Annotated in this window: 20 protein-coding genes; 14 read left to right on the forward strand and 6 right to left on the reverse strand. The window is 69.7% G+C overall.

Annotated elements, in window-relative coordinates; translation table 11 throughout:
- Positions 1 to 8: 8 nt before the first annotated feature.
- Positions 9 to 518 (reverse strand): SRPBCC family protein, encoded by a 510-nt coding sequence (locus LMJ29_RS15495; RefSeq protein ID WP_229606424.1) that lies wholly within the window; start codon positions 516 to 518, stop codon positions 9 to 11.
- Positions 519 to 623: 105 nt separating this feature from the next.
- On the opposite strand from LMJ29_RS15495, the gene LMJ29_RS15500 reads away from it, so the two are divergent.
- Both LMJ29_RS15500 and LMJ29_RS15505 read left to right on the forward strand, forming a co-directional pair.
- Entirely contained in the window at positions 624 to 1,523 is a 900-nt protein-coding gene (locus tag LMJ29_RS15500; protein ID WP_229606425.1) for a LysR substrate-binding domain-containing protein, read from the forward strand.
- Between the two features lie 171 nt (positions 1,524 to 1,694).
- A complete protein-coding gene (locus LMJ29_RS15505) occupies positions 1,695 to 3,134 on the forward strand; it encodes a methylenetetrahydrofolate reductase C-terminal domain-containing protein (protein WP_229606426.1) in 1,440 nt (479 codons plus the stop codon).
- A gap of 75 nt (positions 3,135 to 3,209) precedes the next feature.
- On the opposite strand, the gene LMJ29_RS15510 is transcribed toward LMJ29_RS15505, so the two are convergent.
- The 5 genes from LMJ29_RS15510 to LMJ29_RS15530 form a co-directional block, all read right to left on the reverse strand.
- Positions 3,210 to 3,908, reverse strand: a complete 699-nt coding sequence (locus tag LMJ29_RS15510) for an LrgB family protein (protein ID WP_229606427.1) — start codon at positions 3,906 to 3,908, stop codon at positions 3,210 to 3,212.
- Positions 3,905 to 4,267 carry a CidA/LrgA family protein gene (locus LMJ29_RS15515; RefSeq protein WP_229606428.1) on the reverse strand — a complete coding sequence of 121 codons (363 nt, stop codon included), beginning with the start codon at positions 4,265 to 4,267 and terminating at the stop codon, positions 3,905 to 3,907. The genes LMJ29_RS15510 and LMJ29_RS15515 overlap by 4 nt, the downstream gene beginning before the upstream one ends.
- A gap of 3 nt (positions 4,268 to 4,270) precedes the next feature.
- Entirely contained in the window at positions 4,271 to 4,801 is a 531-nt protein-coding gene (locus tag LMJ29_RS15520) for a DUF934 domain-containing protein (RefSeq protein WP_229606429.1), read from the reverse strand.
- Positions 4,798 to 6,468 carry a nitrite/sulfite reductase gene (locus LMJ29_RS15525; RefSeq protein ID WP_229606430.1) on the reverse strand — a complete coding sequence of 557 codons (1,671 nt, stop codon included), beginning with the start codon at positions 6,466 to 6,468 and terminating at the stop codon, positions 4,798 to 4,800. The genes LMJ29_RS15520 and LMJ29_RS15525 overlap by 4 nt, the downstream gene beginning before the upstream one ends.
- 153 nt (positions 6,469 to 6,621) lie before the next feature.
- Positions 6,622 to 7,548 (reverse strand): D-2-hydroxyacid dehydrogenase, encoded by a 927-nt coding sequence (locus LMJ29_RS15530; protein ID WP_229606431.1) that lies wholly within the window; start codon positions 7,546 to 7,548, stop codon positions 6,622 to 6,624.
- Between the two features lie 305 nt (positions 7,549 to 7,853).
- Here LMJ29_RS15530 and ccoG point away from each other — a divergent pair, with 305 nt between their 5' ends.
- The 12 genes from ccoG to LMJ29_RS15590 all read left to right on the forward strand — a co-directional run bounded on the left by ccoG (position 7,854) and on the right by LMJ29_RS15590 (position 23,857).
- Positions 7,854 to 9,266: a cytochrome c oxidase accessory protein CcoG gene (gene ccoG, locus LMJ29_RS15535; protein ID WP_229606432.1), complete on the forward strand. Its 1,413-nt coding sequence runs from the start codon at positions 7,854 to 7,856 to the stop codon at positions 9,264 to 9,266.
- A gap of 224 nt (positions 9,267 to 9,490) precedes the next feature.
- On the forward strand, positions 9,491 to 10,900 hold the full coding sequence (gene mapR, locus LMJ29_RS15540; RefSeq protein WP_229606634.1) for a GntR family transcriptional regulator MpaR: 1,410 nt from the start codon (positions 9,491 to 9,493) through the stop codon (positions 10,898 to 10,900).
- Between the two features lie 118 nt (positions 10,901 to 11,018).
- Positions 11,019 to 12,446, forward strand: coding sequence for a cytochrome-c oxidase, cbb3-type subunit I (ccoN, locus tag LMJ29_RS15545; protein ID WP_229606433.1), 1,428 nt, complete (start codon positions 11,019 to 11,021; stop codon positions 12,444 to 12,446).
- Positions 12,447 to 12,497: 51 nt separating this feature from the next.
- A complete protein-coding gene (locus LMJ29_RS15550) occupies positions 12,498 to 12,731 on the forward strand; it encodes a cbb3-type cytochrome c oxidase subunit 3 (protein WP_229606434.1) in 234 nt (77 codons plus the stop codon).
- Between the two features lie 87 nt (positions 12,732 to 12,818).
- Positions 12,819 to 13,028 (forward strand): hypothetical protein, encoded by a 210-nt coding sequence (locus tag LMJ29_RS15555; RefSeq protein ID WP_229606435.1) that lies wholly within the window; start codon positions 12,819 to 12,821, stop codon positions 13,026 to 13,028.
- Positions 13,029 to 13,474: 446 nt separating this feature from the next.
- A complete protein-coding gene (locus LMJ29_RS15560; RefSeq protein ID WP_229606436.1) occupies positions 13,475 to 14,245 on the forward strand; it encodes an HpcH/HpaI aldolase family protein in 771 nt (256 codons plus the stop codon).
- Positions 14,246 to 14,347: 102 nt separating this feature from the next.
- Positions 14,348 to 15,547, forward strand: coding sequence for an ATP-grasp domain-containing protein (locus tag LMJ29_RS15565; RefSeq protein WP_229606437.1), 1,200 nt, complete (start codon positions 14,348 to 14,350; stop codon positions 15,545 to 15,547).
- Positions 15,544 to 17,346, forward strand: coding sequence for an IucA/IucC family protein (locus tag LMJ29_RS15570; protein WP_229606438.1), 1,803 nt, complete (start codon positions 15,544 to 15,546; stop codon positions 17,344 to 17,346). The genes LMJ29_RS15565 and LMJ29_RS15570 overlap by 4 nt, the downstream gene beginning before the upstream one ends.
- Entirely contained in the window at positions 17,331 to 18,476 is a 1,146-nt protein-coding gene (locus LMJ29_RS15575; RefSeq protein WP_229606439.1) for an MFS transporter, read from the forward strand. The genes LMJ29_RS15570 and LMJ29_RS15575 overlap by 16 nt, the downstream gene beginning before the upstream one ends.
- Entirely contained in the window at positions 18,473 to 20,296 is a 1,824-nt protein-coding gene (locus LMJ29_RS15580) for an IucA/IucC family protein (RefSeq protein WP_229606440.1), read from the forward strand. Before LMJ29_RS15575 ends, LMJ29_RS15580 begins: the two co-directional genes overlap by 4 nt.
- The gene (locus LMJ29_RS15585; protein WP_229606441.1) at positions 20,293 to 21,477 is read left to right on the forward strand and encodes a type III PLP-dependent enzyme; all 1,185 of its coding nucleotides are present in this window, start codon (positions 20,293 to 20,295) and stop codon (positions 21,475 to 21,477) included. Before LMJ29_RS15580 ends, LMJ29_RS15585 begins: the two co-directional genes overlap by 4 nt.
- A gap of 250 nt (positions 21,478 to 21,727) precedes the next feature.
- Entirely contained in the window at positions 21,728 to 23,857 is a 2,130-nt protein-coding gene (locus LMJ29_RS15590) for a TonB-dependent receptor (protein WP_229606442.1), read from the forward strand.
- Positions 23,858 to 23,928 lie beyond the last annotated feature (71 nt).

Consider the following 23,928-nt stretch of genomic DNA (forward strand, 5'->3'; position numbering starts at 1 on the left):
CTTTTCGCTCAGCCACGCGCCCGGCGCGCCGCTTCGACCAACCCCTCCAGCCAGTCCTGGTGCCCGTTGATCATCGGATTGGGCCTGGCCTTGGCCAGCTCCGCGGCGGGCTTGCCCTTCTGGGTTTCCTGGGTCAGCACGCGCACGCGGCCGCCCGGCAGGTCTTCGAGCAGCCAGGCGTGGTGCACGTCGAGGCGGGTTTCTCCCGCGCCCGCCCAGCCGTGCCAGGCCACCCGCCCCGGCTGGTCGCCGGCCGGTGGCAGGTATTCGACGACCTGCGCCTGCACCGGGAAGCCGAAGGTCTCGAAGTAGAAACGCACGCCCTCCTCCAGTTCGGGCCCCTTGCCGTCGTGGAAGCGCACGTTCGCCGAGTTGGCGTAGTAGCTCGGCCAGCGCGGGGCGATGCTGAGCCACGGCCACAGCTCGGCGGCGCTCAGGCCGGCCACGATGATCTCGTTGGAGACGAAGTTTTCGGTGGTGCCCGGCAGGTAACCGGCGGGCCAGATGATTGCGTGCATGGGGATTCCTCGGCAGGTTGGCAGCCGTCGCTGCGTTTTGACCGGGCCATTGTCGAGAGGCAGAATCCATAAGGCCAATCAGGTTTTCTTAGGAAACGCATAAGCATGCGCGATATCAGAAGCCTCGACCTCAACCTGCTGAAGACCCTCGACGCGCTGCTCGACGAGGGAAGCGTGACCCGCGCGGCGGCGCGCCTGGCGCTGACCCAGCCGGCGGTGAGCGGCATGCTCACCCGCCTGCGCGATAGCTTCGACGATCCGCTGTTCGTCCGCGCCCAGCGCGGCATGGTGCCGACCCCGCGCGCCCTGGCGCTGGCCCTGCCGGTCAAGCGGGTGCTCGGCGAGATCGAGGCGCTGCTGCAGCCGGAGACCTTCGATCCGCGCACCGCCAGCCTGACCCTGTCCATCGCCGCCACCGACTACGCCCAGCGCAGCATCGTGGTGCCGTTCCTGGCCGCACTGCGCGAGCAGGCCCCGGGCATCCGCCTGGCGGTGCGACCGGTGGAGGACGAACGGGTGACCGGGCAACTGGAGGCTGGCGAACTGGACCTGGCGATCCTCACCCCCGACATCGCCCACGAGGGCCTGCATGCGCGGCACCTGTACGACGAGCAGTACGTGTGCGTGCTGCGCGCGGGACATCCCGCCGCCGCTGCGTTGACCCTGGAGCGCTTCTGCGCGCTGGACCACGCCATCGTTTCCTATTCGGGCGGCGGCTTTCGCGGCGTGACCGACAGTGCGCTGGCGCAGCTGGGCCGCGAGCGGCGGGTATGCCTGTCGGTGACCAGCTTCCTGGTGCTGCTCGAGGTGCTGCGCAGCAGCGACCTGATCGCCGTGGTGCCCAGGCGGCTGCTAACGAACGCCGAGGGGCTGCAGCAGGTCGAGCCGCCGCTGGCGATCCCCGGCTTCAGCAAGATCGCCGCCTGGCACGAACGCACCCACCACGATCCGGCCCAGCGCTGGGCCAGGGCGCTGCTGTTCGCGACCTGCAACGCCCTGCCCTGACCCAGCTTGGGCGCCCCGATCCGCTCGCGGAACCGAGCACCGCACGCCCGGACCGAGCGCCGCGCCCACCCGGAATGTCTCTTTCAAAACATTCCCCTGCGCTATCAGGCATCTGCCCACGCCCGCTTTCTCCCCACAATGTCATCACGATCCAATGGGATGACCACTGCCATGAGCCTGCTGAAAAAGGCGCTGCACGAGAAAACCTTCGTCTGCGTCATGGAGTTCGTCCCCCATTCCTCCAGCGAGCGCTTCTCCGGCATCGAGGAACTCATGGCCCGCTCGCAGCTGTGCGGCTGGCCGATGACCGTGGCCATCGCCGACCGCGTTGGCAGCCCCTTCGAGATGTCGCCGCTGGAGGCCTTCGCCAGTTTCCAGCGCCCGCCTCCCGCACTGCTGCACTTCTCCGGCAAGGATCGCGAACGCCACGACCTGCTGGCCCAGCTGCAACAGATGGACGCCGCCGGCCTCGACCAGCTCCTGCTGCTCACCGGCGACCGCCTGCCGGGCCACGAGCCCGGTCAGCGCCCGGTGCGCTACCTGGAGTCGGTGGCCGCCCTGCAGATGGTCCGCCAGGCACGCCCGGACTGGCTGCTCGGCGCCGGGATGCATCCGTTCAAGTACCGCGAGGAAGAAGGTGGCGCGCAGTACTTCAAGGCCGCGAAGAAGCTCGCCGCCGGCGCGGACTTCCTGTCCCTGCAACTGGGCTACGACGCCGGCAAGCACCACGAAGCCATCCAGTGGATGAGCCGCCAGCGTTCGCCCAAGCCCCTGCTCGCCTGCGTCATGGCCCTGACCCTGGGCCGCGCGCGAATCTTCCAGCGGGTTGCGGGCATCGTGGTCACTCCCTCCATGCTCGCTCTGCTCGAAGCCGAGGCCGCCGTCTCCAAGGCTCACGCCCAAGCGCGCAGCCTCGACAGGCTCGCCCTGCAGATCATCGGCCTGCGCCTGATGGGGTACGCCGGGATTCACCTGTCCGGCATTCATGACGTGAAGCAGTTGCTGACCCTGGAGCAGACGATCGACGACTGGCAATCGCGCATCCACTGCCTGGAAGAATGGGCTCCCGCCTGGGAGGCCTGCTGGCGGATGCCTGGGCTGCCCGCGGTGACCTTCCACCCGCCCGAAGCGAACTGGCGGCTGGGCGAGGCGAGCGTCACCGCCTCGCCCAAGGAGAAGCTGCGCTACCAGCTGCTGTCCGGCGCTCATTCCTTGCTGTTCAACCGCACCCACTGGCTGAGCCGGGCGTTTGCCAGGACCGTGCAGCAGCCGTTGTGGTCGACGCCCCTGGGCGCCCGCCTGCTGCACGGCCTGGAGCGCGGCGTGAAAAGGCCGCTGGTGGGCTGCGACACCTGCGGGCGCTGCCGCCTGGAAGACACCCTCTACATCTGCCCGGAAACCTGCCCCAAGGGCCTGGCCAACGGCCCCTGCGGCGGCACTTCGCTCAACCGCTGCGAGTTTGGCGATCGCGAATGCATCCACAGCGTCAAGTACCGCACCGCCCAGGCGGTGCACCAGACCGCCGTGCTGACCGAGCGGCTGATTCCGTGCATCGAGGAAGACAGTCGCCACCGGAGTTCGTGGCCTAGCTGGTTCGACTCGTCGCGGTGAAATAAACAGGCGCTGAATGAGCGGAGCGCGTTCTCGCGGGGCAGGACGGGCCGGTTTATGCAGGCCAATCCCCGCTCAAATCCCCATCAGCATCGGCAACAGAATCGCCGTGGCCGCCCCGGCCAGGCTCATCGCCAGGGCGGCGAACCCCCCGGCTTCGTGATCCTCCTGCAGGGCCTGGGCGGTGCCGATCGCATGCGCCGACAGCCCCAGACTCAGCCCGCGGGCGGCCGGGCTGGTCACACCGGCGCGGTCGAGCAGCAGCGGGCCCAGCACCGCGCCGAGAACGCCGGTGATCATCACGAATACCGCCGTCAGCGCGGGAATTCCGCCCATCTGCTCGGCCAGGGTGATGGCGATGGGCGAGGTCACCGACTTGGGCGCCAGGCTCATCAGCATCTGCCGGTCGGCGCCCAGCAGGGCCGCGAGGCCGAGGGTCAGGACAACGGTGACCGTTCCACCGACTAGCAGGGCGATGCTCACCGGCCAGAACAGCTGGCGGATGCGCGGCAGGTTCTGCTGCAGCGGCACCGCCAGCGCCACGGTGGCCGGGCCGAGCAGCAGCCAGAGCATGCTCGACTCCTGGCGATAGCGCGGGTAGCCGATGCCGCAGGTCCACAGTGCGCCGACCAGCAGCAGGGTCGCCACCAGCACCGGCTGGGCCAGCAGCCAGCGGCTGCGCTGGTACAGCTCCAGGGCCAGCTGGTAGGCCAGCAGGGTCAGGCCGAGGACGAACAGCGGATGGCCGACGATAGCCGTCCAGATGGCCGTCATGACTGCTCTCCCTGGCCGAGCTGGCGGCGGACCAGCCACTGCATCAGCGCGCCGGTCAGCGGGATGGCGACCAGCAGCGAGAGCACCAGCGCGGCGGCAATGGCCCAGAAATCGGCGGCGATCCGCTGCCACTGCACCATGATGCCCACCGCCGGCGGCACCAGCAGCAGCGGCAGATACCGGAGCAAGGTGCCGGCGCTCTGGCGCAGCGCCTCGCTGCCGCGCCCGTCGATGCCCAGCCAGGCCAGGGCCAGCAGCATGCCGAGGATCGCCCCGGGCAGCGCCGGCAACAGCCAGAGGCTCAGAGCGGTGCCGGCCAGCTGGAACACCAGCAGCAGGAGCAGGCCGCGCACGCTCACGCCCTACTCCTCCTCGTCCACGCCGATCCGCCGGCGGAACAGCGGTCGCGGCTCCAGCACCGAGCGTCCGTACAGCACGCTGATGCCGGTCAGGCCCTTGAGCGCATCCAGCGCCGGCTTGTCCTCGCGCACCGCGAAGGCGTCGAAGCCGCACTGGCGCATGTGGCTGAGCTGGTCGCGCAGCACGTCGCCGACCGCGCGCAGCTCGCCCTGCCAGCCCAGCCGGGTGCGCAGCAGGTAGGCCTGGCTGTAGGCGCGGCCGTCGCGAAAGCTGGGGAATTCCAGGGCGATCAGCGGCAGGCCCGCCAGCCAGGGCGCCAGTTCCTCCGGCTCGTCGTCGGGAGCCAGCCAGACGCCATCGCGGGTATCGGCGCGCCCGGCCAGTACTTCCGCGCTCTGCCTTGCGCGCCACAGCGCCAGCGGCAGCAGCAGCGGGCCGTCCGGCAGCGGCTCCGCCGCTTCGCGCACCCAGCTCCACGGATCGTCGGCGACGATGCGCGCGCCGCCTTCGCCCAGCTTGATCAGGTTGTTCATGCCGGCACCTCCGCCTGGCGGTAGACCCGTTCCTTGAACGGCTCCAGGCCGATGCGCTGCACGGTGTCGACGAAGGGTTCGTCGCCCTCGCGGTAGGCGAGGAAGGTGTCGACCAGGCGCTCGATCACCTCGGGAATCTGCGCGGCGTCGAACGACGGGCCGATCACCTTGCCCAGCGCGGCGGCCTTGCCCTGGGCGCCGCCGATGGTGACCTGGTACCACTCGCTGCCGTTCTTGTCGACGCCGAGGATGCCGATGTTGCCCAGGTGGTGGTGCGCGCAGGCGTTCATGCAGCCGGAGATGTTCAGGCTCAGCTCGCCCAGGTCGTGCAGGTGGTCGAGGTCCGCGAAGCGCTGCTGGATGGCCTGGGCGATGGGGATCGACTTGGCGTTGGCCAGCGAGCAGTAGTCGCCGCCCGGACAGGCGATGATGTCGGTGAGCAGACCGACGTTCGGCGCGGCCAGGCCCAGCTCGCCGGCGCGCTGCCAGAGGGCGTGCAGGTCGCTCTTGCGCACGTCGGGCAGCACCACGTTCTGCTCGTGGGCGATGCGGATCTCGCCGAAGCCGTAGCGCTCGGCCAGCTCGGCGATGCCTTCCATCTGTGCCGAGGTCACATCGCCCGGCGGCGCCGCCGGGCCCGGCTTGGTGGACAGCACCACCGAGGCGTAGCCCGGCACCTTGTGCGCCTGGACGTTGCGCTCCACCCAGCGGGCGAACGCCGGGTTGCGGGCCAGCGCGCTGCCGTAGCCGAGGTCGGTGTCGTCCAGCACGGCGTAGGCCGGCGGCGCGAAGAACGCGGCGACGCGCTGGTATTCCGCCTCGGTCAGCTCGGCCGGGCCGTCCTTGATGTGCTGCCACTCCTCCTCCACCTCGCGGGCGAAGGCTTCGACGCCGAGCGCCTTGACCAGGATCTTGATCCGCGCCTTGTACTTGTTGTCGCGCCGGCCGTGGCGGTTGAACACCCGCAGGATGGCCTCGACGTAGGACAGCAGGTGGCGCCAGGGCAGCGCCTCGCGCACCTGCTGGGCGAGGATCGGCGTGCGCCCGAGGCCGCCGCCGACCATCACCCGCAGCAGCAGCTCGCCGGCTTCGTCGCGGTAAAGGTACAGGCCGATGTCGTGCATCATGATCGCCGCGCGGTCCTGCTCGGCCGAGCAGATGGCGATCTTGAACTTGCGCGGCAGGTAGAGGAATTCCGGGTTGACCGTCGACCACTGGCGAAGGATCTCGGCCAGCGGCCGCGGGTCGAGCAACTCGTCGGCGGCCACGCCGGCGAAGGCCTCGGTGGTGATGTTGCGCACGCAGTTGCCGGAGGTCTGGATGGCGTGCATCTCCACCTCGGCCAGGCGTTCGAGGATGTCGCCGACCTGCTCCAGCTCGATCCAGTTGAACTGGATGTTCTGCCGGGTGGTGAAGTGGCCGTAGTCGCGGTCGTAGTGGCGGGCGATATGCGCCAGGGTGCGCATCTGCTCGCTGGACAGCGTGCCGTAGGGGATGGCTACGCGCAGCATGTAGGCGTGCTTCTGCAGGTACAGGCCGTTCTGCAGGCGCAGCGGCAGGAACTCCTCCTCGCTGAGTTCGTCGTTCAGGCGCCGCTCGATCTGGTCGCGGAACTGCGCGACGCGCTCGAGCACCAGGGCGCGGTCGTATTCGTCGTATTGGTACATGGGCCACCTCGTCCAGCCGGCCCGCGCCATCGCGGCGGCGGGCAATCTGGCGGCGACTATGCCGGGACGAGGCGGACGAAAACAGCGGCAGATCGGGCGGAAAAAACCGTATCAGATGCGCCGCTCAGCGGCTGCGGCGCGCCACCTGCGGCCTCAATAGGCGCTGGCGAACTCGACCTCGCCGAGCAGCGCCTCGCCGGCCTCGAAGCGTGCGAGGTTGGCGACGAACAGGCGGGCCACCGCGGCGGGCACCAAGGGACCGGCGATATGCCCGGTTACCGTGAGATTCGGCGCGTCCCAGAACGGATGTCCCGCCGACAGCGGCTCCTCGCGGAACACGTCGAGCACCGCGCCGGCCAGCCGTCCCTCGCGCAGCGCGCGGACCAGCGCGTCGTCGACCACGGCATTGCCGCGCCCGACGTTGAGGAACAGCGCCGCCGGATCGAGCGCGGCGAAGAAGGCGTCGTCGTAGATGCCGTCGGTGCCCGCGGTGTCGGGCAGGATATTGACGATATAGTCGGCCGCGCCGGCGGCCTCGTGCAGGCCGTCGAGACCGACCACCCGCTCGAAATGTTCGAGTGGCCGCGGGCGTTGGGCGACCCCGGTCAGGCGCATGCCGAACGGCGCGAGCAGGCGGGCCACCTCGCGGCCGATCTCGCCGGCGCCCACGATCAGCACCCGACGCCCGCACAGCGAGCCGGGAATGCGCGCATCCCACTGCCGGCGCGCCTGGTTGTCCCGGCGGCTGCGCAGCTGCTGCTCGCGCTCCAGCATATGGGCGAGCAGGTACTCGGCGATCGGCTGGCCGAACACGCCGACGGCGCGGCTCAGCCGATAGTCGCGGGGCAGGTCCGCCGCCAGCAGCGGCTTGAAGCCCGCCCAGGTCGACTGCAGCCACTGCGGCCGCAGGCCGCCGCGCAGCAGGCGCTCGGCCTGGTCCGGCTCGCCCAGCCAGATCGCGCAGCGGCGCAGCGCCTCGGCGCCGGCGGACTCCTCGACGAATTCGAGATCGGGCCGCAGCGCCTGGAGGGCGGCGCGCAGCTCGGCGTTGCGGGAGTCGGCGAGCAGAATGGGGCCCATCGCGGATCGTCCTGTGGTCGTGGCTGAAGAGCGCGAATATACGCGGCTCGCCCGCCGCCGGCAGTCTCCGCCCGCCATCCGCCAGGGCCAGCGCAGGAAGGGAATCCGTTGCAGGGGCGAATTTATTCGCCTTGGCGGGGCATCTTGGCGAATGAATTCGCCCCTACAGGCCGGGGGTTGTCCTGGTCTATCCGTGCTACCCGCCCCATCTGATCCGCTTTTTATCGACGGATCTGAGTCTGTTTCCGCTGCAGCGCTGCGCGGATCATTGGCCCCATCTTTTGTAGGCCGATGGAGCCCCCACCATGAGCGAACGCATTCCCGCGAAGATCGTCGAGACGATCGAGCCGCGACCGACGCGCCTGACACCCGCGCAAGCCGGCGGCGCCATTCACACCCGCAGCTTCACCGGGCTGTTCCGCAACCTGCGCCTGGCCGGCGCCGGCGCGCTGTTCCTGCTGTTCTTCGGCACCGCCTGGCTGAACTGGGGCGACCGCCAGGCGGTGCTCTGGGACCTGGCCGGGCGCAAGTTCTACATCTTCGGCGCCACCTTCTGGCCGCAGGACTTCATCCTGCTCTCGGCGCTCTTGATCATCTGCGCCTTCGGCCTCTTCGCCATCACCGTGGCCGCCGGCCGCGTGTGGTGCGGCTACACCTGCCCGCAGAGCGTGTGGACGTGGATCTTCATGTGGGCGGAGAAGGTCACCGAGGGCGACCGCAACCAGCGCATCAAGCTCGACGCCGCGCCCTGGTCGGCGGAAAAGCTCGCCCGCCGCGGCGCCAAGCACGGCCTGTGGCTGGCGGTCAGCCTGGTCACCGCGCTGGCCTTCGTCGGCTACTTCACGCCGATCCGCGCGCTGGTGCACGACCTGTTCACCCTGCAGCTGGACGCCGGCAGCGCCTTCTGGGTGTTCTTCTTCAGCGCCGCCACCTACGTCAACGCCGGCTGGCTGCGCGAGAAGGTGTGCCGCGACATGTGCCCCTACTCGCGCTTCCAGAGCGTGATGTTCGACGCCGATACCCTGATCGTCTCCTACGACAGCGCGCGTGGCGAAAGCCGCGGCCCGCGCAAGAAGGAGATCGACCACAAGGCCGCCGGCCTCGGCGACTGCATCGACTGCACCCTGTGCGTGCAGGTCTGCCCGACCGGCATCGACATCCGCGACGGCCTGCAGCTGGAATGCATCGGCTGCGGCGCCTGCGTCGACGCCTGCGACAGCATCATGGACAAGATGGGCTACGCCCGCGGCCTGGTGCGCTACACCTCCGAGCGCGAGCTGGCCGGCGAGCGGACCCGCTGGCTGCGCCCGCGTCTGGTCGGCTACGCGGCGGCGCTGCTGCTGATGTTCGGTGCCTTCGGCTGGGCCCTGAGCGCGCGCCCGCTGGTGTCGCTGGACGTGACCAAGGACCGCGGCCTGTTCCGCGAGAACAGCGCGGGGCAGATCGAGAACATCTACCGCCTCAAGGTGATCAACAAGACCCAGCAGCCGCACCGCTACGCCGTGACGCTGGTCGAGCCCGGCCCCTTCGTGCTGCAGGGCGCCGAGGAGCTGCAGCTGGCCCCCGGCGAGATCCTCGACGTCGCGGTGAGCGTGGCGCTGACCGCCGAGCACGCCCCGGACAGCGCCACCACGCTGCGCTTCGCGGTGGCCGACCTGGATGAGTCCGAGGTGCGCGTCACCGCCAAGAGCACCTTCGTCTCGCCGCGCCATCGCTGAGGCTCTCGGTAGGGGCGAATTCATTCGCCAAGCAGGCCATCGGCCTGCCTTTGGCAACATCGGGGCCGCGTTGCGGCCCATGGCGAATGAATTCGCCCCTACAGGGATGCGCCAGGGCCAATGCATTCGCCCGTACAACTCGGGTTCCCGGAGCCGATCCCATGAACGCTAGCAACTCGGTAGACTCTCACGCCTCGATCCCGGCACTGGTGAACCCGGACAAGATGAAGCGCTACGAGAAATTCGCCGACGAGATCGCCGAGCTGATCCGCACCGGCGTGCTCGCCCCCGGCCAGAAGGTGCCCTCGGTGCGGCACGCCAGCCGCACCTACGGGGTCAGTCCGTCGACCGTGTTCCAGGCCTACTACCTGCTGGAAAGCCGCGGCCTGATCCTGGCGCGGGCGCGTTCGGGCTACTTCGTCCGCGAACTGGCCCGCCACCCGCTGTCCGAGCCGGGGATCAGCGCCCGCGAGGCGCAGACAAGCGCGGTCGACGTCAGCGAGCTGGTGTTCTCGGTGCTCGGTTCGCTCAAGGACCCCAACACCGTGCCGTTCGGCTCGGCCTTCCCCAGTCCCGACCTGTTCCCCCTCGCCCGCCTGGCGCGCTCCATGGCCCACGGCGTGCGCGAGCTGTCGCCGCACGCGGTGATCGCCGACATGACCGAGGGCAACGCCGACCTGCGCCGGCAGATCGCCCTGCGCTACATGGTCAGCGGCGTGATGCTGCCGCTGGAGGAGCTGGTGATCAGCACCGGCGCCATGGAGGCGCTCAACCTGTGCCTGCAGTGCGTGACCCGCCCCGGCGATCTGGTGGCCATCGAGGCGCCGGCCTTCTACGCCACCCTGCAGGTACTGGAACGGCTGGAGCTCAAGGCGGTGGAGATTCCCGTGCACCCGCGCGAGGGCATCGATCTCGCCAGTCTGGAGGACAGCCTGGCGCGCCTGCCGATCAAGGCCTGCTGGTTCATGAGCAGCCTGCAGAACCCGCTCGGCGCGAGCATGGACGACGACAAGAAGCGCGCCCTCTACGCGCTGCTGCAGCGCCACCAGGTGCCGCTGATCGAGGACGACGTGTACGCCGAGCTGTACTTCGGCAGCCAGCCGCCCAAGCCGGTGAAGAGCTTCGACCGCGAGGGCCTGGTGATGCACTGCGGCTCGTTCGCCAAGTGCCTGGCGCCGGGCTACCGGGTCGGCTGGGTGGCCGGCGGGCGCTATGCCGAGCAGATCCGCCGGCTCAAGCTGATGACCACCATCTCGCCGTCGGTGCCGGCGCAGGCGGCCATCGCCGACTACCTGCAGCACGGCGGCTTCGACCGCCACCTGCGCAAGCTGCGCCATGCGCTGGAGAGCCAGCAGGCGTCGATGCTCGCCTCGGCGGCGCGGCACTTCCCGGCCAGCACGCGGGTGACCCGGCCGAGCGGCGGCTATTTCCTGTGGTTCGAATTCCCCGAGCAGGTCGACTCGCTCAAGCTGTTCCAGCTGGCCCTGGCCCAGGGCATCAGCCTGGCGCCGGGTCCGATCTTCTCGGCCACCCGGCGCTTCGGCAACTGCGCGCGGCTCAACTACGGCCATCCGTGGGACGCGCAGAGCGAGCGCGCCATGGAAGTGCTCGGACGCATCCTCGCCTCGTTCTGATCCGGTTTAATCGCGCCGATCTGAGTCTGTTTTGCAGCGAACCCGACTTCTAAAGTGTGCAACGTGCCGCGCCTTGCGCCGCGGCCGCCAAGCACCCTGTCAGCAGAAAGGTTTCGACATGAGCACAACGATTTCCGAACAGGCGTACGACTACCGGGCGGTGCGCCAGTTCGCTGTGATGACCGTGGTCTGGGGCGTCGTCGGCATGGCCATGGGGGTGTTCATCGCCTCGCAGCTGGTCTGGCCCGCCCTCAACTTCGACCTCGAATGGACCAGCTTCGGCCGCCTGCGCCCGCTGCACACCAGCCTGGTGATCTTCGCCTTCGGCGGCTGCGGGCTGTTCGCCACCTCCTACTACACGGTACAGCGCACCTGCCAGACCCGTCTGTTCGGCGGTCCGCTGATCGCCTTCACCTTCTGGGGCTGGCAGGCGGTGATCGCCATCATGCTGGTCAGCCTGCCGCTGGGCTACACCACCACCAAGGAGTACGCCGAGATCGAGTTCACCGGCGCGGTGGTGATGGCCATCGTCTGGGTCGCCTACGCGGTGGTGTTCTTCGGCACCGTGATGAAGCGCCAGACCAAGCACATCTATGTCGGCAACTGGTTCTTCGGCGCCTTCATCCTCGCCACGGCGATGCTGCACATCGTCAACCACCTGTCCATCCCGGTCGGCTGGTTCAAGTCCTACTCGCTGTACAGCGGCGCGACCGACGCCATGGTGCAGTGGTGGTACGGCCACAACGCGGTGGGCTTCTTCCTGACCACGGGCTTCCTGGGGATGATGTACTACTTCGTGCCCAAGCAGTCCGGCCGCCCGGTGTATTCCTACCGGCTGTCGATCGTGCACTTCTGGGCGCTGATCACCCTGTACATCTGGGCCGGCCCGCACCACCTGCACTACACCGCGCTGCCCGACTGGGCGCAGACCCTCGGCATGGTGATGTCGATCATCCTGCTGGCGCCGAGCTGGGGCGGCATGATCAACGGCATGATGACGCTGTCGGGCTCCTGGCATAAGTTGCGCACCGACCCGATCCTGCGCTTTTTAGTGGTGTCGCTGGCCTTCTACGGTATGTCCACCTTCGAGGGGCCGATGATGGCGATCAAGACGGTCAACGCCCTGTCCCACTACACCGACTGGACCATCGGCCACGTGCACGCCGGGGCGCTGGGTTGGGTGGCGATGATCACCTTCGGCTCGCTCTACCACCTGATCCCCAGGGTGTTCGGCCGCGCGCAGATGCACAGCGTCGCGCTGATCAATCTGCACTTCTGGCTGGCGACCATCGGCACGGTGCTGTACATCGCCTCGATGTGGGTCAACGGCATCATGCAGGGCCTGATGTGGCGGGCCACCAACGTGGACGGCACGCTGACCTACTCGTTCGTCGAGGCCCTCGAAGCCAGCCACCCGGGCTTTATCGTGCGCCTGATCGGCGGTGCCTTCTTCCTCACCGGCATGCTGCTGATGGCCTACAACACCTGGCGCACCGTGCGCGTGGCCGGCCCCGCCGTCTCTCAGGCTCATGCGCAGTGCGCATGACCTTTCGCCCGGCGTCCCCACGCCGGGCCTTTTTATTTGTGGAGATACACCATGACCCACGAACTCTGGCCGCTGGCCTGCGTGACCCTGTTCTTCATCGCGGTGCAGCTCTGCCTGTCCGGTAGGAGCCAGCGCAACCTCGACGAGGCGACCATGCTGCCGTTCGCCGACGACCCGGAGGTGGCGCGGCGCATGGAGCAGGCCACCGGCAGGAGCCGCACCGGCTGCGCCTGCCCGGGCACCTGTCAGGGGCGGTGCGCGGACTGGCAGAGCCTGGCGGCCTGAAAGCCCGACGCGCCGAGTGGGGATTGCAACGGGCGGGGAAAGCGTCTACCGTCCGCGGCCGAATGAACCACCCAGCAATGAGCGGCCATGCGAGCAATTCGAGACGAAAACGACTACGACGACTATGACGACTACCGGCCCAGCGCCGCGGCGGCACCGCGCCGCGAGCGGCGCCTGGCCTTCGAGATCGCCCTGGGCATCTGGCTCGGCGGCGTGGCCGTGGCGGCCACCTCGGCGGTCGGCTGGTATCTGATCAATACCCTGTCGTCGGTCAGCATCCAGTTCGGCGCACCGTAACGCCCTCGTCCGGCGGGCGCCCTGCCCGCCGCGACGGACTCCGCGCGGTTCAGCCGGAACCCGCCGGATCGCCGGCCCGCTTGGTGGCGGGCACGCGCTTCCCCTGCGCGACCTGCCGCTGCCCGGCGTAGTCGCCGCCTGACCCTGTCTGGCGCGCCGTCCTCCTGCGGCCCGCTGCACCCGCTTCTGCTGTCTCGCCCTTGCGGCCTGGCCTGCGCTGGGACGCTCTCCCGCGCGCCTCTACGTCCATCCGCCCTTCTGGCCGCGCCGCGCCATGTCCCCTGGCTACGCACGGGCGGCCACCTGAAGCGCTCGTTCCCCGCGGCTTGCCCCCCGGCCCAGCGCCACCTGCCAACCCTGTCACTTTCCCTACAAGGCTGGGCTTTACAGCGCGGCACAATGACGATAATAATTCTCATTAGCCAATAATTAGTAAAGGATCTACTATGCTGCGCCCCTCCCCTGTCCTTGCGCGCCTGCACCGCGGCCAGCCGGTCTGCGGCCTGCTCAACTCGGTGCCATCGCCGCTGCTGTGCGAGATGATCGCCGCCGCCGGCTACCACTTCGTGATCCTCGACCTCGAACATCTGCTGCGCTCCGGCGAGGAGCTGATGCACTGCCTGCGCGCCTGCGAGGCCGCCGGCATCGCGGCCTGGCTGCGCGTGCCGGAGGTCGACGCCAAGCTGATCGGCCGGGCGCTGGATGCCGGGGTCGAGGCGATCGTCCTGCCGCGGGTGGAAAGCGCCGCACAGGTCGAGCAGGCCCTGGCCGCCGCCTGCTTCCCGCCACTGGGCCGACGCGGCATCAGCGGCGGGCGCTGCACCGGCTTCGGCGCCCTCGGCCTTGCCGACTACATCAATCTCGCCAACGTCGAGCCGCGCCTGGTGCCGATGATCGAGAGCACCGCCGGCATCGCCGCCCTGCCCGAGATCCTCGCCCTGCCCGGCATCGCCATGGTCCTCGAAGGCGCCCTCGACCTCGCGCTGGATCTGGGCCTCGGCGCCGATCCGCTGCATCCGCAGGTCTGGGAAGCGCTGCAGCAGGTCGCCGCCGCCTGCAGCGCGGCCGGGGTGCCGTTCTGCGCCAATCCGCGCACGCCCGAGCAGCTTCGCCACTGGCGCGAGCGCGGCGTACGCGCCTTTCTCGCCGGCGAGGACCGCGGCCTGCTGCTCAACGCCCTGAAGGCGCGGCGCCGCGACTTCGCCGTCGAGGGCTGAAGGGCGTCCGCCTAGCCTCCGAATACCGCCCCACCTCCGTTACCCCTGCCCCGGCAAACGCATCCGCCTTGCCGTCGGCCCGCCATTGCCCAGGAGAAACCCATGCAAAGGCCCCTCGTCATCCTCAGTCACGTCGCCACCCATGCCGTCTGCGAAGGCTTCCTGCCCGCCGCCCGGCAGAGCGGACAGCCGCTGCTGATCCTCACCGACCACGCCCAGGAGCACTGGCGCCACCTCGCCGACGCGCAGATCGCGGTCGACGGCCTGGAGATCCTCGAGTGCGACGTGTTCAACCCGCTGGCGGTGATCGAACTGCTGCACGCCCACGGCCAGCGTCCGCGCGCGGTGTTTTCCAACAGCGACCACCTGCAAACCAGCTGCGCCCTGGTGGCGGAAGCCTTCGCCTGCCCCGGCAAGGACTGGCGGATCTGCCATGCGGCGAAGAACAAGGCGGAGATGCGCGAGCGCCTGCAGCGCCTCGGCCTGCCCGGCCCCTGGTTCCAGGTCCTGACGCCCGGCGCGGCGCTGCCCGTCGACGCGCCCTTCCCACTGGTGGCCAAGCCGCGCGAGGGCGTCGCCAGCCTGGACGTGCAGCTGTGCCGCAGCGCCGCCGAACTGGCCGACTATTGCGCGGCCTTCTGGCAACGCCAGCCGAACCGCGCGCTGCTGCTCGAAGCCTATATGGAGGGCCCGCTGTTCACCCTGGAAACCCTCGGCGACGGCCAGAGCCTGCAGGCCATCGGCGGCTTCGACGTGACCCTCTCGCCGCCACCGCACTTCGTCGAGCTGGAGGCGCGCTGGAACGGCCCGCTGAGCCGCGCCGCGCGCAGCGCCGCGCTGGCCCAGGTGGCCGCCTTCGGCGTCAACTTCGGCGTCTGCCACAGCGAGTTCATCCTCACCGCCGACGGCCCGGTGCTGGTCGAGATCAACTACCGCAGCATCGGCGACGGCCGCGAGTTCCTGCTCGACCGCCTGCTGCCGCAGGGCTGGTTCGCGCGCATCCTCGCCCTGCACCTGGGCGAGCCGCTGGACGAGACGCAGCCCAGTAGCGCGGCGGCGCTGGTCCACTACCTGGTGGCTCCGCATGGCGGCCAGCTGCGCGGAACCACCGCCAGCTTCAGCGCCGAGGACGCCGGCTACTGGACCGACTACTGCGCGCTGCGCGAGGTCGGCGACGAGATCCGCCTCAGTCACTCGAACAAGGACTACCTCGGCGTGCTGCGCCTGATCGCCCCCGACGACGCGGCGCTGCAGGCACAGTTCGCGGCCGTGCGCGGCGACCTGCGCTGGGAGCTGGCATGAATCTCCACGACCTCGACCTTCACCAAGACCAGGGCCAGGACCACGACCGCGCGGTCATCGGCCAGCGCATCCTCGACTGCTGCCTGCGCGAGGACATCCGCGGCCTGCTCAGCCGCGCGCGCCAGACAACGCTGCCGGCCGAACTGGCCGCCCACTGGCCGCAGCCGGCGGAGCCCGACTGGCTGTGCATCGACCACCTGGGCGGCGGCGAGCTGTGGCTGCCGGTGCGCGGCGGCGGCCCGCTGCAGGCGTGGAGCGCGGTCGGCGACCGCTGGCTGCGCCGCCAAGGCGAGCACGTAGCGCTGGAACAGGGTTATCGCCGCTGGCTGGAACATTTGGCGCGCGGCCTGGACGGCGAAAGCCTGGCGCTGTTCGCCGACTACATGGAGGAGGCCGACTGCGCGGTCGAGCACCGCCGCCTGTGCGGCGCGGCCTACGCCGCGCAGGCCGGCGCGCTGGAGACGATCCTCGACGAAGCCGACTGGGGCCGCCGCCTGCTCGGCATCGACCGTCTGGCCAGCTACCTGGACCATCCCTTCTACCCCACCGCGCGGGCCAAGAGCGGCTTCGACGCCGCCGCCCTGCAGGGCTACGCCCCCGAGTTCGCGCCGCGCTTCCACCTGCGCTGGCTGGCGGTGCCCAGGGCGCTGCTCGAGCAGACCAGCGCGCCGCCGGCGCTGTGGCCGAGCTTCGCCGCAGTCGGCCTGCCGGCCGCGCTGGAGATCAGCCACGCGCTGCTGCCGGTGCATCCGCTGACCTGGCCGGAACTGGAACACCACGGCCTGCCGGCCGGCTGCCTGCGCGCGCCGCATGCCGCCCTGGAGGTGGAGCCGACCCTCTCGGTGCGCACCGTGCTGTGCGTCGAGGCGCCGCGCTGGCATATCAAGCTGCCGCTGCTGGTACGCACCCTCGGCGCGCGCAACCTGCGGCTGATCAAGCCGAGCACCATCCACGACGGCCACTGGTTCCAGACCGTGCTGCAGGCGCTGGCCGCGCGCGACGGTCAGCTCGGCGCGCGCTATATCCACGTCGACGAGCAGCACGGCGGCCACGCCGCCGACGCGCGCCACCTGGCCTATATCCTGCGCCGTTACCCGGACGGCCTGGAGCGGACGACCCCGGTGCCGGTCGCCGCCCTGGCCAGCCGCCTGCCCGACGGACGCCTGCTGGTCGCGGCGCTGGCCGAGCGCTTCCACGCCGGCGACCTGCTGGCCTGGTGGCAGGAGTATGTCGACCTGCTGCTGGCCGTGCACCTGCGCCTGTGGCTGGTCTACGGCATCGCCCTGGAGGCCAACCAGCAGAACGCCGTGCTGCTGTTCGAGGCCGGCCGGCCGCTGCGCCTGCTGATGAAGGACAACGACGCCGCCCGCCTGTGGCCGGCGCGCTTCGCCAGCGCCTGTCCCGATCTGGTCGCGCATCTCGCCGAGCTGCGCGACGAGCGGATTCGCGTCGACGGCACGCGGCCGCTGGCCGAGATGTTCTGCACCATCACCCTGCAGCTGAACATGATCGCCCCGCTGGAGGCGATGGCCGCGGCCGGCCTCGCCGGGCGCGCGAGCCTGTATGCGCTGCTGCGCGAGCGCCTGGCCGCCGCTCTGGACGCGCTGGAGAACGAAGGCGTGGCGGTCGACGAGGCGCGCCATTTCCTGCTCGACGCCCCGCGCCTGCCGGTGAAATACCTGCTCAGCGCCGGCAGCCTGTTCAGCAAGGCGCACTCGGGTGCGGCGGACATCAACAAGTTCTACGGCTACAGCGCGGCGAACTTCCTGCAGGAGGCGAGCCCATGTCCCGCCGACTGACCGCCAGCGTGCTGCTCGGCCACTACCTGTCGGCCTTCACCGCCCTGGGTGCGCCATTGTTCCTGCCGCGCATCCTCGCCGACCTCGACGCCCCGGCGCCGACCTGGAGCATCGGCGTGCTCTACGTGCTGCCGACCCTGTGCACCGCGCTGGCGGCGCCCGTGTGGGGGCGCCTGGCCGACCGCCATGGCTGCCGGCTGTCGCTGCTGCGCGCGCATGCCGGCCTGGCGGCGGGCTTCCTGCTCGCCGGGTTCAGCCCGAACCTGGCGGTATTCACCTTCGCGCTGGTCGTCCAGGGCACCTTCGGCGGCGCCATGGCGGCGTCGAATGCCTATCTGGCGACCCAGCTCAAAGGCGAAGGCCTGGCGCGGGCGCTCAACCTGACCCAGTACTCGGCGCGCCTGGCGATGCTCAGCGGGCCGGTGCTGGTCGGCCTGCTGGCCAGCGCGGGCCTCGGTATCGAGATGTATCGCTACCTGGTCTGGCTGCCGCTGGCCGCCTTCCTGCTGGTGCTGCCGCTGCCGGCCGACGCGCCGCGCGAGCAGGTACGCAGCGCGGATGGCCCGCCGGCGGGCGGCGAACTGCCGGCGGACCTGCTGCGCCTGCTCGCCGTGCAGTTCCTGTTCAGCTTCGCCATGGTGGTGACCTTCCCCTACTTCGTGCCCTACGGCGAATCGCTGGGGATGAGCAACGACGCGCTGATCGGCCTGCTCTACAGCCTGCCGCACCTGGTCTACCTGCTCGCCCTGCCTTGGGTGCAGCGCCGCGGCGGCCCGCTGCTGGCGGTGGGCCTGGCGGTGCTGGCGCTGGCCAACCTGCTGCAGTTCCTGCACCCGCCCGCCGAGCTGCTGGTCGCCCTGCGCCTGCTCGCCGGGCTGGGCATGCTGCTCGCCTTCGTCGGCCTGCACCGCTGCCTCGCCGAGCGCCGCAACCCGGGCGGCGCCGGCCGCCTGTTCGGCTGGTTCGACGCCAGCGGCAAGTGGGCCGGCAGCGCCGCTGGCCTGGCCGCCGGCCTCGCCGTCCAGCTCCATGGCAACGCCATGCCGTTCCTGATCGCCTGCCTGGCCGCGCTCGCCGCGCTGGCCATGGCTCACCCCCTGGCTTCCCGTTCGCCGGAAACCGCTCCATGACCCTCGCCATTCGTACGCCCCAAGAACGCACCCTCGACGGCGCCGCCCAGCGCCACGCCATCGATTGCCTGCTCAACTGCTACCTGCGCGAATACGCCCTGCCACGCGGCGAGGCCAGCCTCGACTGCCAGGCCCAGGACCTGCCCATGGGGCTGCGCCAGTTGCCCGGCCGCCGCGTGCAGGTGCGCCTGGCCGACGGCAGCCGCCTGGCGCTGCTCGCCGACCGCACCAGCGTGCTCGGCCGCTGCCGCTTCCTCAGCGCGCCTTGGTTCAAGGGCCACGGCCAGGGCTGGCAGGCGCTGGACGCCAGCAGCCTCGCCCGCCTGCTGCTCACCCCGCTGAGCGGTCCGGAACGCCACGCCGAACTGCTGCAGCAGATCGACAACAGCCTGCGCATCACCCGCACCTTCCTCGGCCACGCCCGCGCCTCCAACCATGAGCTTTCCGGCAGCCCCGAGCCCATGGACAGCCATGAGCCCATGGACAGCCCTGAGCCCATAGACAGCCTGCTGCATTCCGAGCAGGGTCAGGTCTGGGGCCACGCCCTGCATCCGACGCCCAAGAGCCGCGACGGCGTTTCCGAGGCCGACCTGCTGGCCTGCTCGCCGGAAGTCGGCGCGCAGTTCCCGCTGCACTGGTTCCGCGTCGATCCGGCGCTGATCCGCCACCAGGGCGACGACCCGCGCGGCCTGCTGGCCCAGGTCGCCGGCGCCGAGCACCTCTATCCGTGCCATCCCTGGGAAGTCGCCCGGGTGCTGGCCGACCCGCTGGTCCAGCGGGTGCGCGAGCGGGGCCTTCTGGAATACCTCGGCCCGCAGGGCCTGGCGCTCTACCCGACCTCTTCGGTGCGCACCCTCTACCATCCCGAGCTGAGCCATTTCCTCAAGTTCTCGATCCACGTGCGGCTGACCAACTGCGTGCGCAAGAACGCCTGGTACGAGCTGGACAGCGCGGTGGCGCTGACCCGCCTGCTCGGCCCGCTGATGAGCGAGCTGGACGCCAGCGTGCCGGGTTTTGCGCTGATGCCCGAGCCGGCCGCCAGCACCCTGGACCTGTCCGCCTACGGCAGCGTGGAGGAAGCCCGCGAGGTCACCGAGTGCTTCGGCATCCTCTACCGGCAGAACCTCGACGCGGCCAGCCGCGCGCGCTACCAGCCGCGGGTCGCCATGGCGCTGTTCACCTGGACCCTGGACGGCGCCAGCGCCTGCCAGCCGCTGGTCGCGCAGTGCGCGGCGCAGCTTCGCGTCGACCCGGGCGAAGCTGCCGTGCGCTGGCTGCGCGCCTACGCCGGGCTGCTGCTGGGCGGCTCGCTGCTCTGCCTGTTCCGCCACGGCGTGGTGCTCGAACCGCACCTGCAGAACACCCTGCTCGGCTTCGACCAACAGGGCCTGCCCTGCCGCGTGTGGATCCGCGACCTGGAGGGCACCAAGCTGGTCCCCGAACACTGGCCGGCCGAGCGCCTCGCCCACCTCGACACGCGCACCCGCGCCTCGTTGCACTACGACGCCGACAAGGCCTGGAAGCGGGTCGCCTACTGCGCCCTGGTCAACAACCTCGGCGAGGCGGTGTTCCATCTGGCCGGCGGCGACCTGGCGCTGGAGAAACGCCTGTGGCGCGAGATCGCCGCCATCCTCGAGACACAGCGCACGCCGCTCGGCGATCCGCCGGCATTGCGCGAGCTGTGCGCCGGCGCGCCCCTGCCGAGCAAGGAGAACTTCATGACTCGCCTCTTGATGAAGGCCGACCGCGAGGCCGGCTACACCGCCCTGCCCAATCCGTTGACCGCTGCGGGCGCCGCCGCCCCTGGAGCCTGCCAATGAGCCTGCCCGTTGCCGTTCAAGAGGCCATCGCCGAACTGCGCCAACAGCACCGCGAGCCGCTGTGCGCCTATCTCTACGACCTGCCGGCGCTGGCGCGCCACGCCCGCGCCCTGCGCGCGGCGTTGCCGGCCGGTTGCGCGCTGTTCTACGCCGCCAAGGCCAACCCCGAGGCGCCGATCCTGCGCACCCTGGCGCCCTGGGTCGACGGCTTCGAGGCGGCCTCCGGCGGCGAGCTGCGCTGGCTGCACCAGTGCCACCCCGACAAGCCGCTGATCTTCGGCGGCCCTGGCAAGCTGGACAGCGAGCTGGCCGCGGCCATGGACTGCGGAGTTGCCGCCTTCCATGTGGAAAGCCTCGGCGAGCTCCGCCGCCTGGCGGTCGTCGCCAGGGCCTGCGGCCGCCCGGCCCCGGTGCTGCTGCGGCTCAACCTCAAGCTCGACCAGGCGCCGGACAGCCGCCTGGTGATGGGTGGCAAGCCGACGCCCTTCGGCCTCGACGAGGAAGCCCTGGACGTCGCCCTGGCGCTGCTCGCCGGCGAGCCCTGGCTGAAGCTGGAAGGCCTGCACTTCCATATGCTCTCCCACCAACTCGACGGCGCCGCCCATCTGCAGCTGATGCGCAGCTACCTGCGCTGCTTCCGCCAGCTCAACGCGCGCCACGGCCTGGATCTCTCCCTGCTCAACGTCGGCGGGGGGATGGGTATCGATTACCGGGACCACGCCTCCTCCTTCGACTGGCCGGGTTTCTGCGCGGGGCTCGCCGCGCTGATCGCCGAGGAAGGCATGGCCGGCACGCGCATCCGCTTCGAGATCGGCCGCTTCCTGACCGCCGCCTGCGGCTACTACGTGATGGAGGTGCTGGACCTCAAACGCAACCACGGCCAGCACTTCGCCGTGGCGCGCGGCGGCACCCACCACTTCCGCACCCCGGCGGCGCAGGGCCACGACCATCCCTTCGTGGTGGTGCGCGGCAGCCAACCGGCGGAACTGGAGAACCAGCCGGTGACCCTGGTCGGCCAGCTGTGCACGCCCAAGGACGTGCTGGCCCGCCAGCAGCCGGTGGCCGCCCTGGCGGTCGGCGACCTCCTGGTGTTCACCCTCGCCGGCGCCTACGCCTGGAACATCTCGCACCAGCAATTCCTGATGCACGAGCCGCCGCAGATGGTCTTCCTGGAGGCGTGAGCGCTCGCCACGGGATGGCGAATGTTTCATCCAATCAGGGCTTTACAATTCCTTTACGGATCGATAACAATTCTCATTAGAAAAAGAATTGCATTACAAGGAAGCCATCCCCTTCGCCCCGGCCTTGCGCCGGACGAAGCCTTCGCCTGCCCCTAACGCCACCGACGCGACGCCCGCACGAGCGGGCCCGCCGTTGCTCGTCTCGGAGCAGGGTGGATGGCTGTACTAACAATCAGGAGTGTTATCCCCCATGAACAAGACCACCCGCCAGGCCCGCATCAGCCCTGCCTGTCTGTCGCTACTCGGTTTGCTCGTCGCTCCCGCGCTGCACGCGGAATCGCAGGCGGCCCTGGAAATTCCGGCCACCAGCGTTACCGGTGCCAATGAGCAGGAAAACTACAAGGCCAGCGAGAGCAAGAGCGCGCTGAAGACCGACGCACCGCTGCGCGACATCCCGCAGACGGTCAACGTGGTGCCCGAGAGCGTGATCAAGGACCAGGGCGCCCAGTCCATGGAGGACGTGCTGAAGAACGTGCCCGGCGTCGGTCTGTCCAACGGCGATGGCCAGCGCGACCAGATCACCATCCGCGGCTTCAGCGCCATCGGCGACCAGTTCATCGACGGCATGCGCGACGACGCGCTGTACTTCCGCGATCTCTCCAACATCGAGCGGGTCGAGGTGATCAAGGGCCCGGCGGCCGTGCTGTATGGCCGTGGCTCGTCCGGCGGCCTGATCAACAGCGTGAGCAAGAAGCCGAGCTTCGCTCCCAAGCAGGAAGTGGGGGTCAGCTTCGACAGCGAAGGCAAGCGCCGTACCCAGTTCGACGCCGGCAGCGCCGACCCGCAGGGCGACCAGGCGTTCCGGGTCACCGGCGCCTACGAGGACAGCGACACCTTCCGCGACGATGGCTACATCGACCGCAAGGCCATCGCGCCCTCGGCCTACTTCCGTCTGACCGACGACCTGGAGCTGAACGTCGGCGCCACCTATCTCTACGACAAGCGCCTGATCGACTTCGGCATCCCCGCCCGTGGCGACCGCCCGGTGGATGTCGACAGCGACAAGCGCTTCGGCTCCGGCGACGAGGACCAGGACTACGCCCGCAGCGAGGTGTTCTCCTTCACCGCCAGCCTGGACTACCGGATCAACGACGATCTGACCCTGACCAACGCCACCCGCTACTACCGCTACGACCTGGACCGCAACAACACCCTGGCCGACAGCAGCGCGAGCCGCTTCGTCACCGCGTCCAACGGCGAACTGCTGGTGAAGCTGAACCGCGGCAACGTGGCGCGCGACGAGTACGGCCTGTTCAACCAGACCGACCTGAAGCAGCAGCTGCAACTGGCCGGCATGCAGCACAACCTGCTCTACGGCGTGGAAGTGGGCTACCAGGACAAGTACCAGCGGGTGTTCAGCCAGAGCAACGTGGCCCAGGTGCCGGTCTACCGCGACGCCCTGGTGGCGGTTCCGGAGCATGCCAGCACCCTGACCTCCAAGGGCACCAACTACCAGGAAACCGCCGGCTTCTACGTGCAGGACATGATCGAGCTGACTTCCCAGTGGAAGGCGCTGCTCGGCGTGCGCTACGACATCTTCGGCCAGGAGTACGACGACAGGCGCACGCAGAACGTCGACCTCGACCGTACCGACAAGACCTGGAGCCCGCGCGCGGGCCTGGTGTTCCAGCCGGACCAGGTGCAGTCCTACTACGTTTCCGTCAGCCGCAGCTACCAGCCCTCGGGTGAAGTCTTCGCCCTGAGCACCGCCGCCGAGCACCTGGAGCCGGAAGAGACCACCAACTACGAGCTGGGCGCCAAGTGGGACCTGCTGGACAACCGCCTGGCGGTGACCGCGGCGATCTTCCGTCTCGAGCGCACCAACATCAAGGCCGTCGACCCGGCGACCAACCTGACGGTGCTGGCCGGCGAGCAGCGCACCGACGGTTTCGAAGCCACCTTCAGCGGCCAGCTCACCGACAAGTGGCAGGTCTACGGCGGCTACGCCTACCTGGACGCGGAGATCACCGAGTCTCCCGCCAAGACCAACGGCGTAGCCAACGAAGGCCAGACCCCCACCCTGACCCCGCGCAACACCGCCAACCTGTGGGTGGTGCGCTCCCTGAACCCGGGCTGGCGTGTGGGCGCAGGCGCCAACTACGTGGACGAGCGCTTCACCTCCCTGGACAACAAGGTGGTGATGCCCAGCTACACCACCTACGACGCGGCGCTGTTCTACGCCGAGCCGCAATGGGATGCGGCCCTGCGCCTGAAGAACGTCTTCGACAAGGAGTACTACGCCTCCGCCCACGGCTCGGTGGACCTGATCACCCCCGGTGCGCCGCGCACCCTGGAGCTGAGCGCGAACTACCGCTTCTGATCCAGTCTCCCTGGATCGGCGTTACCGCAAAAGAACACCCCCGCCATCGGCGGGGGTTTCTTTTTATGGCC

It is taken from the genome of Pseudomonas oryzagri (assembly GCF_020831405.1).
In the GTDB taxonomy this organism is placed as follows: Bacteria; Pseudomonadota; Gammaproteobacteria; order Pseudomonadales; family Pseudomonadaceae; genus Geopseudomonas; species Geopseudomonas oryzagri.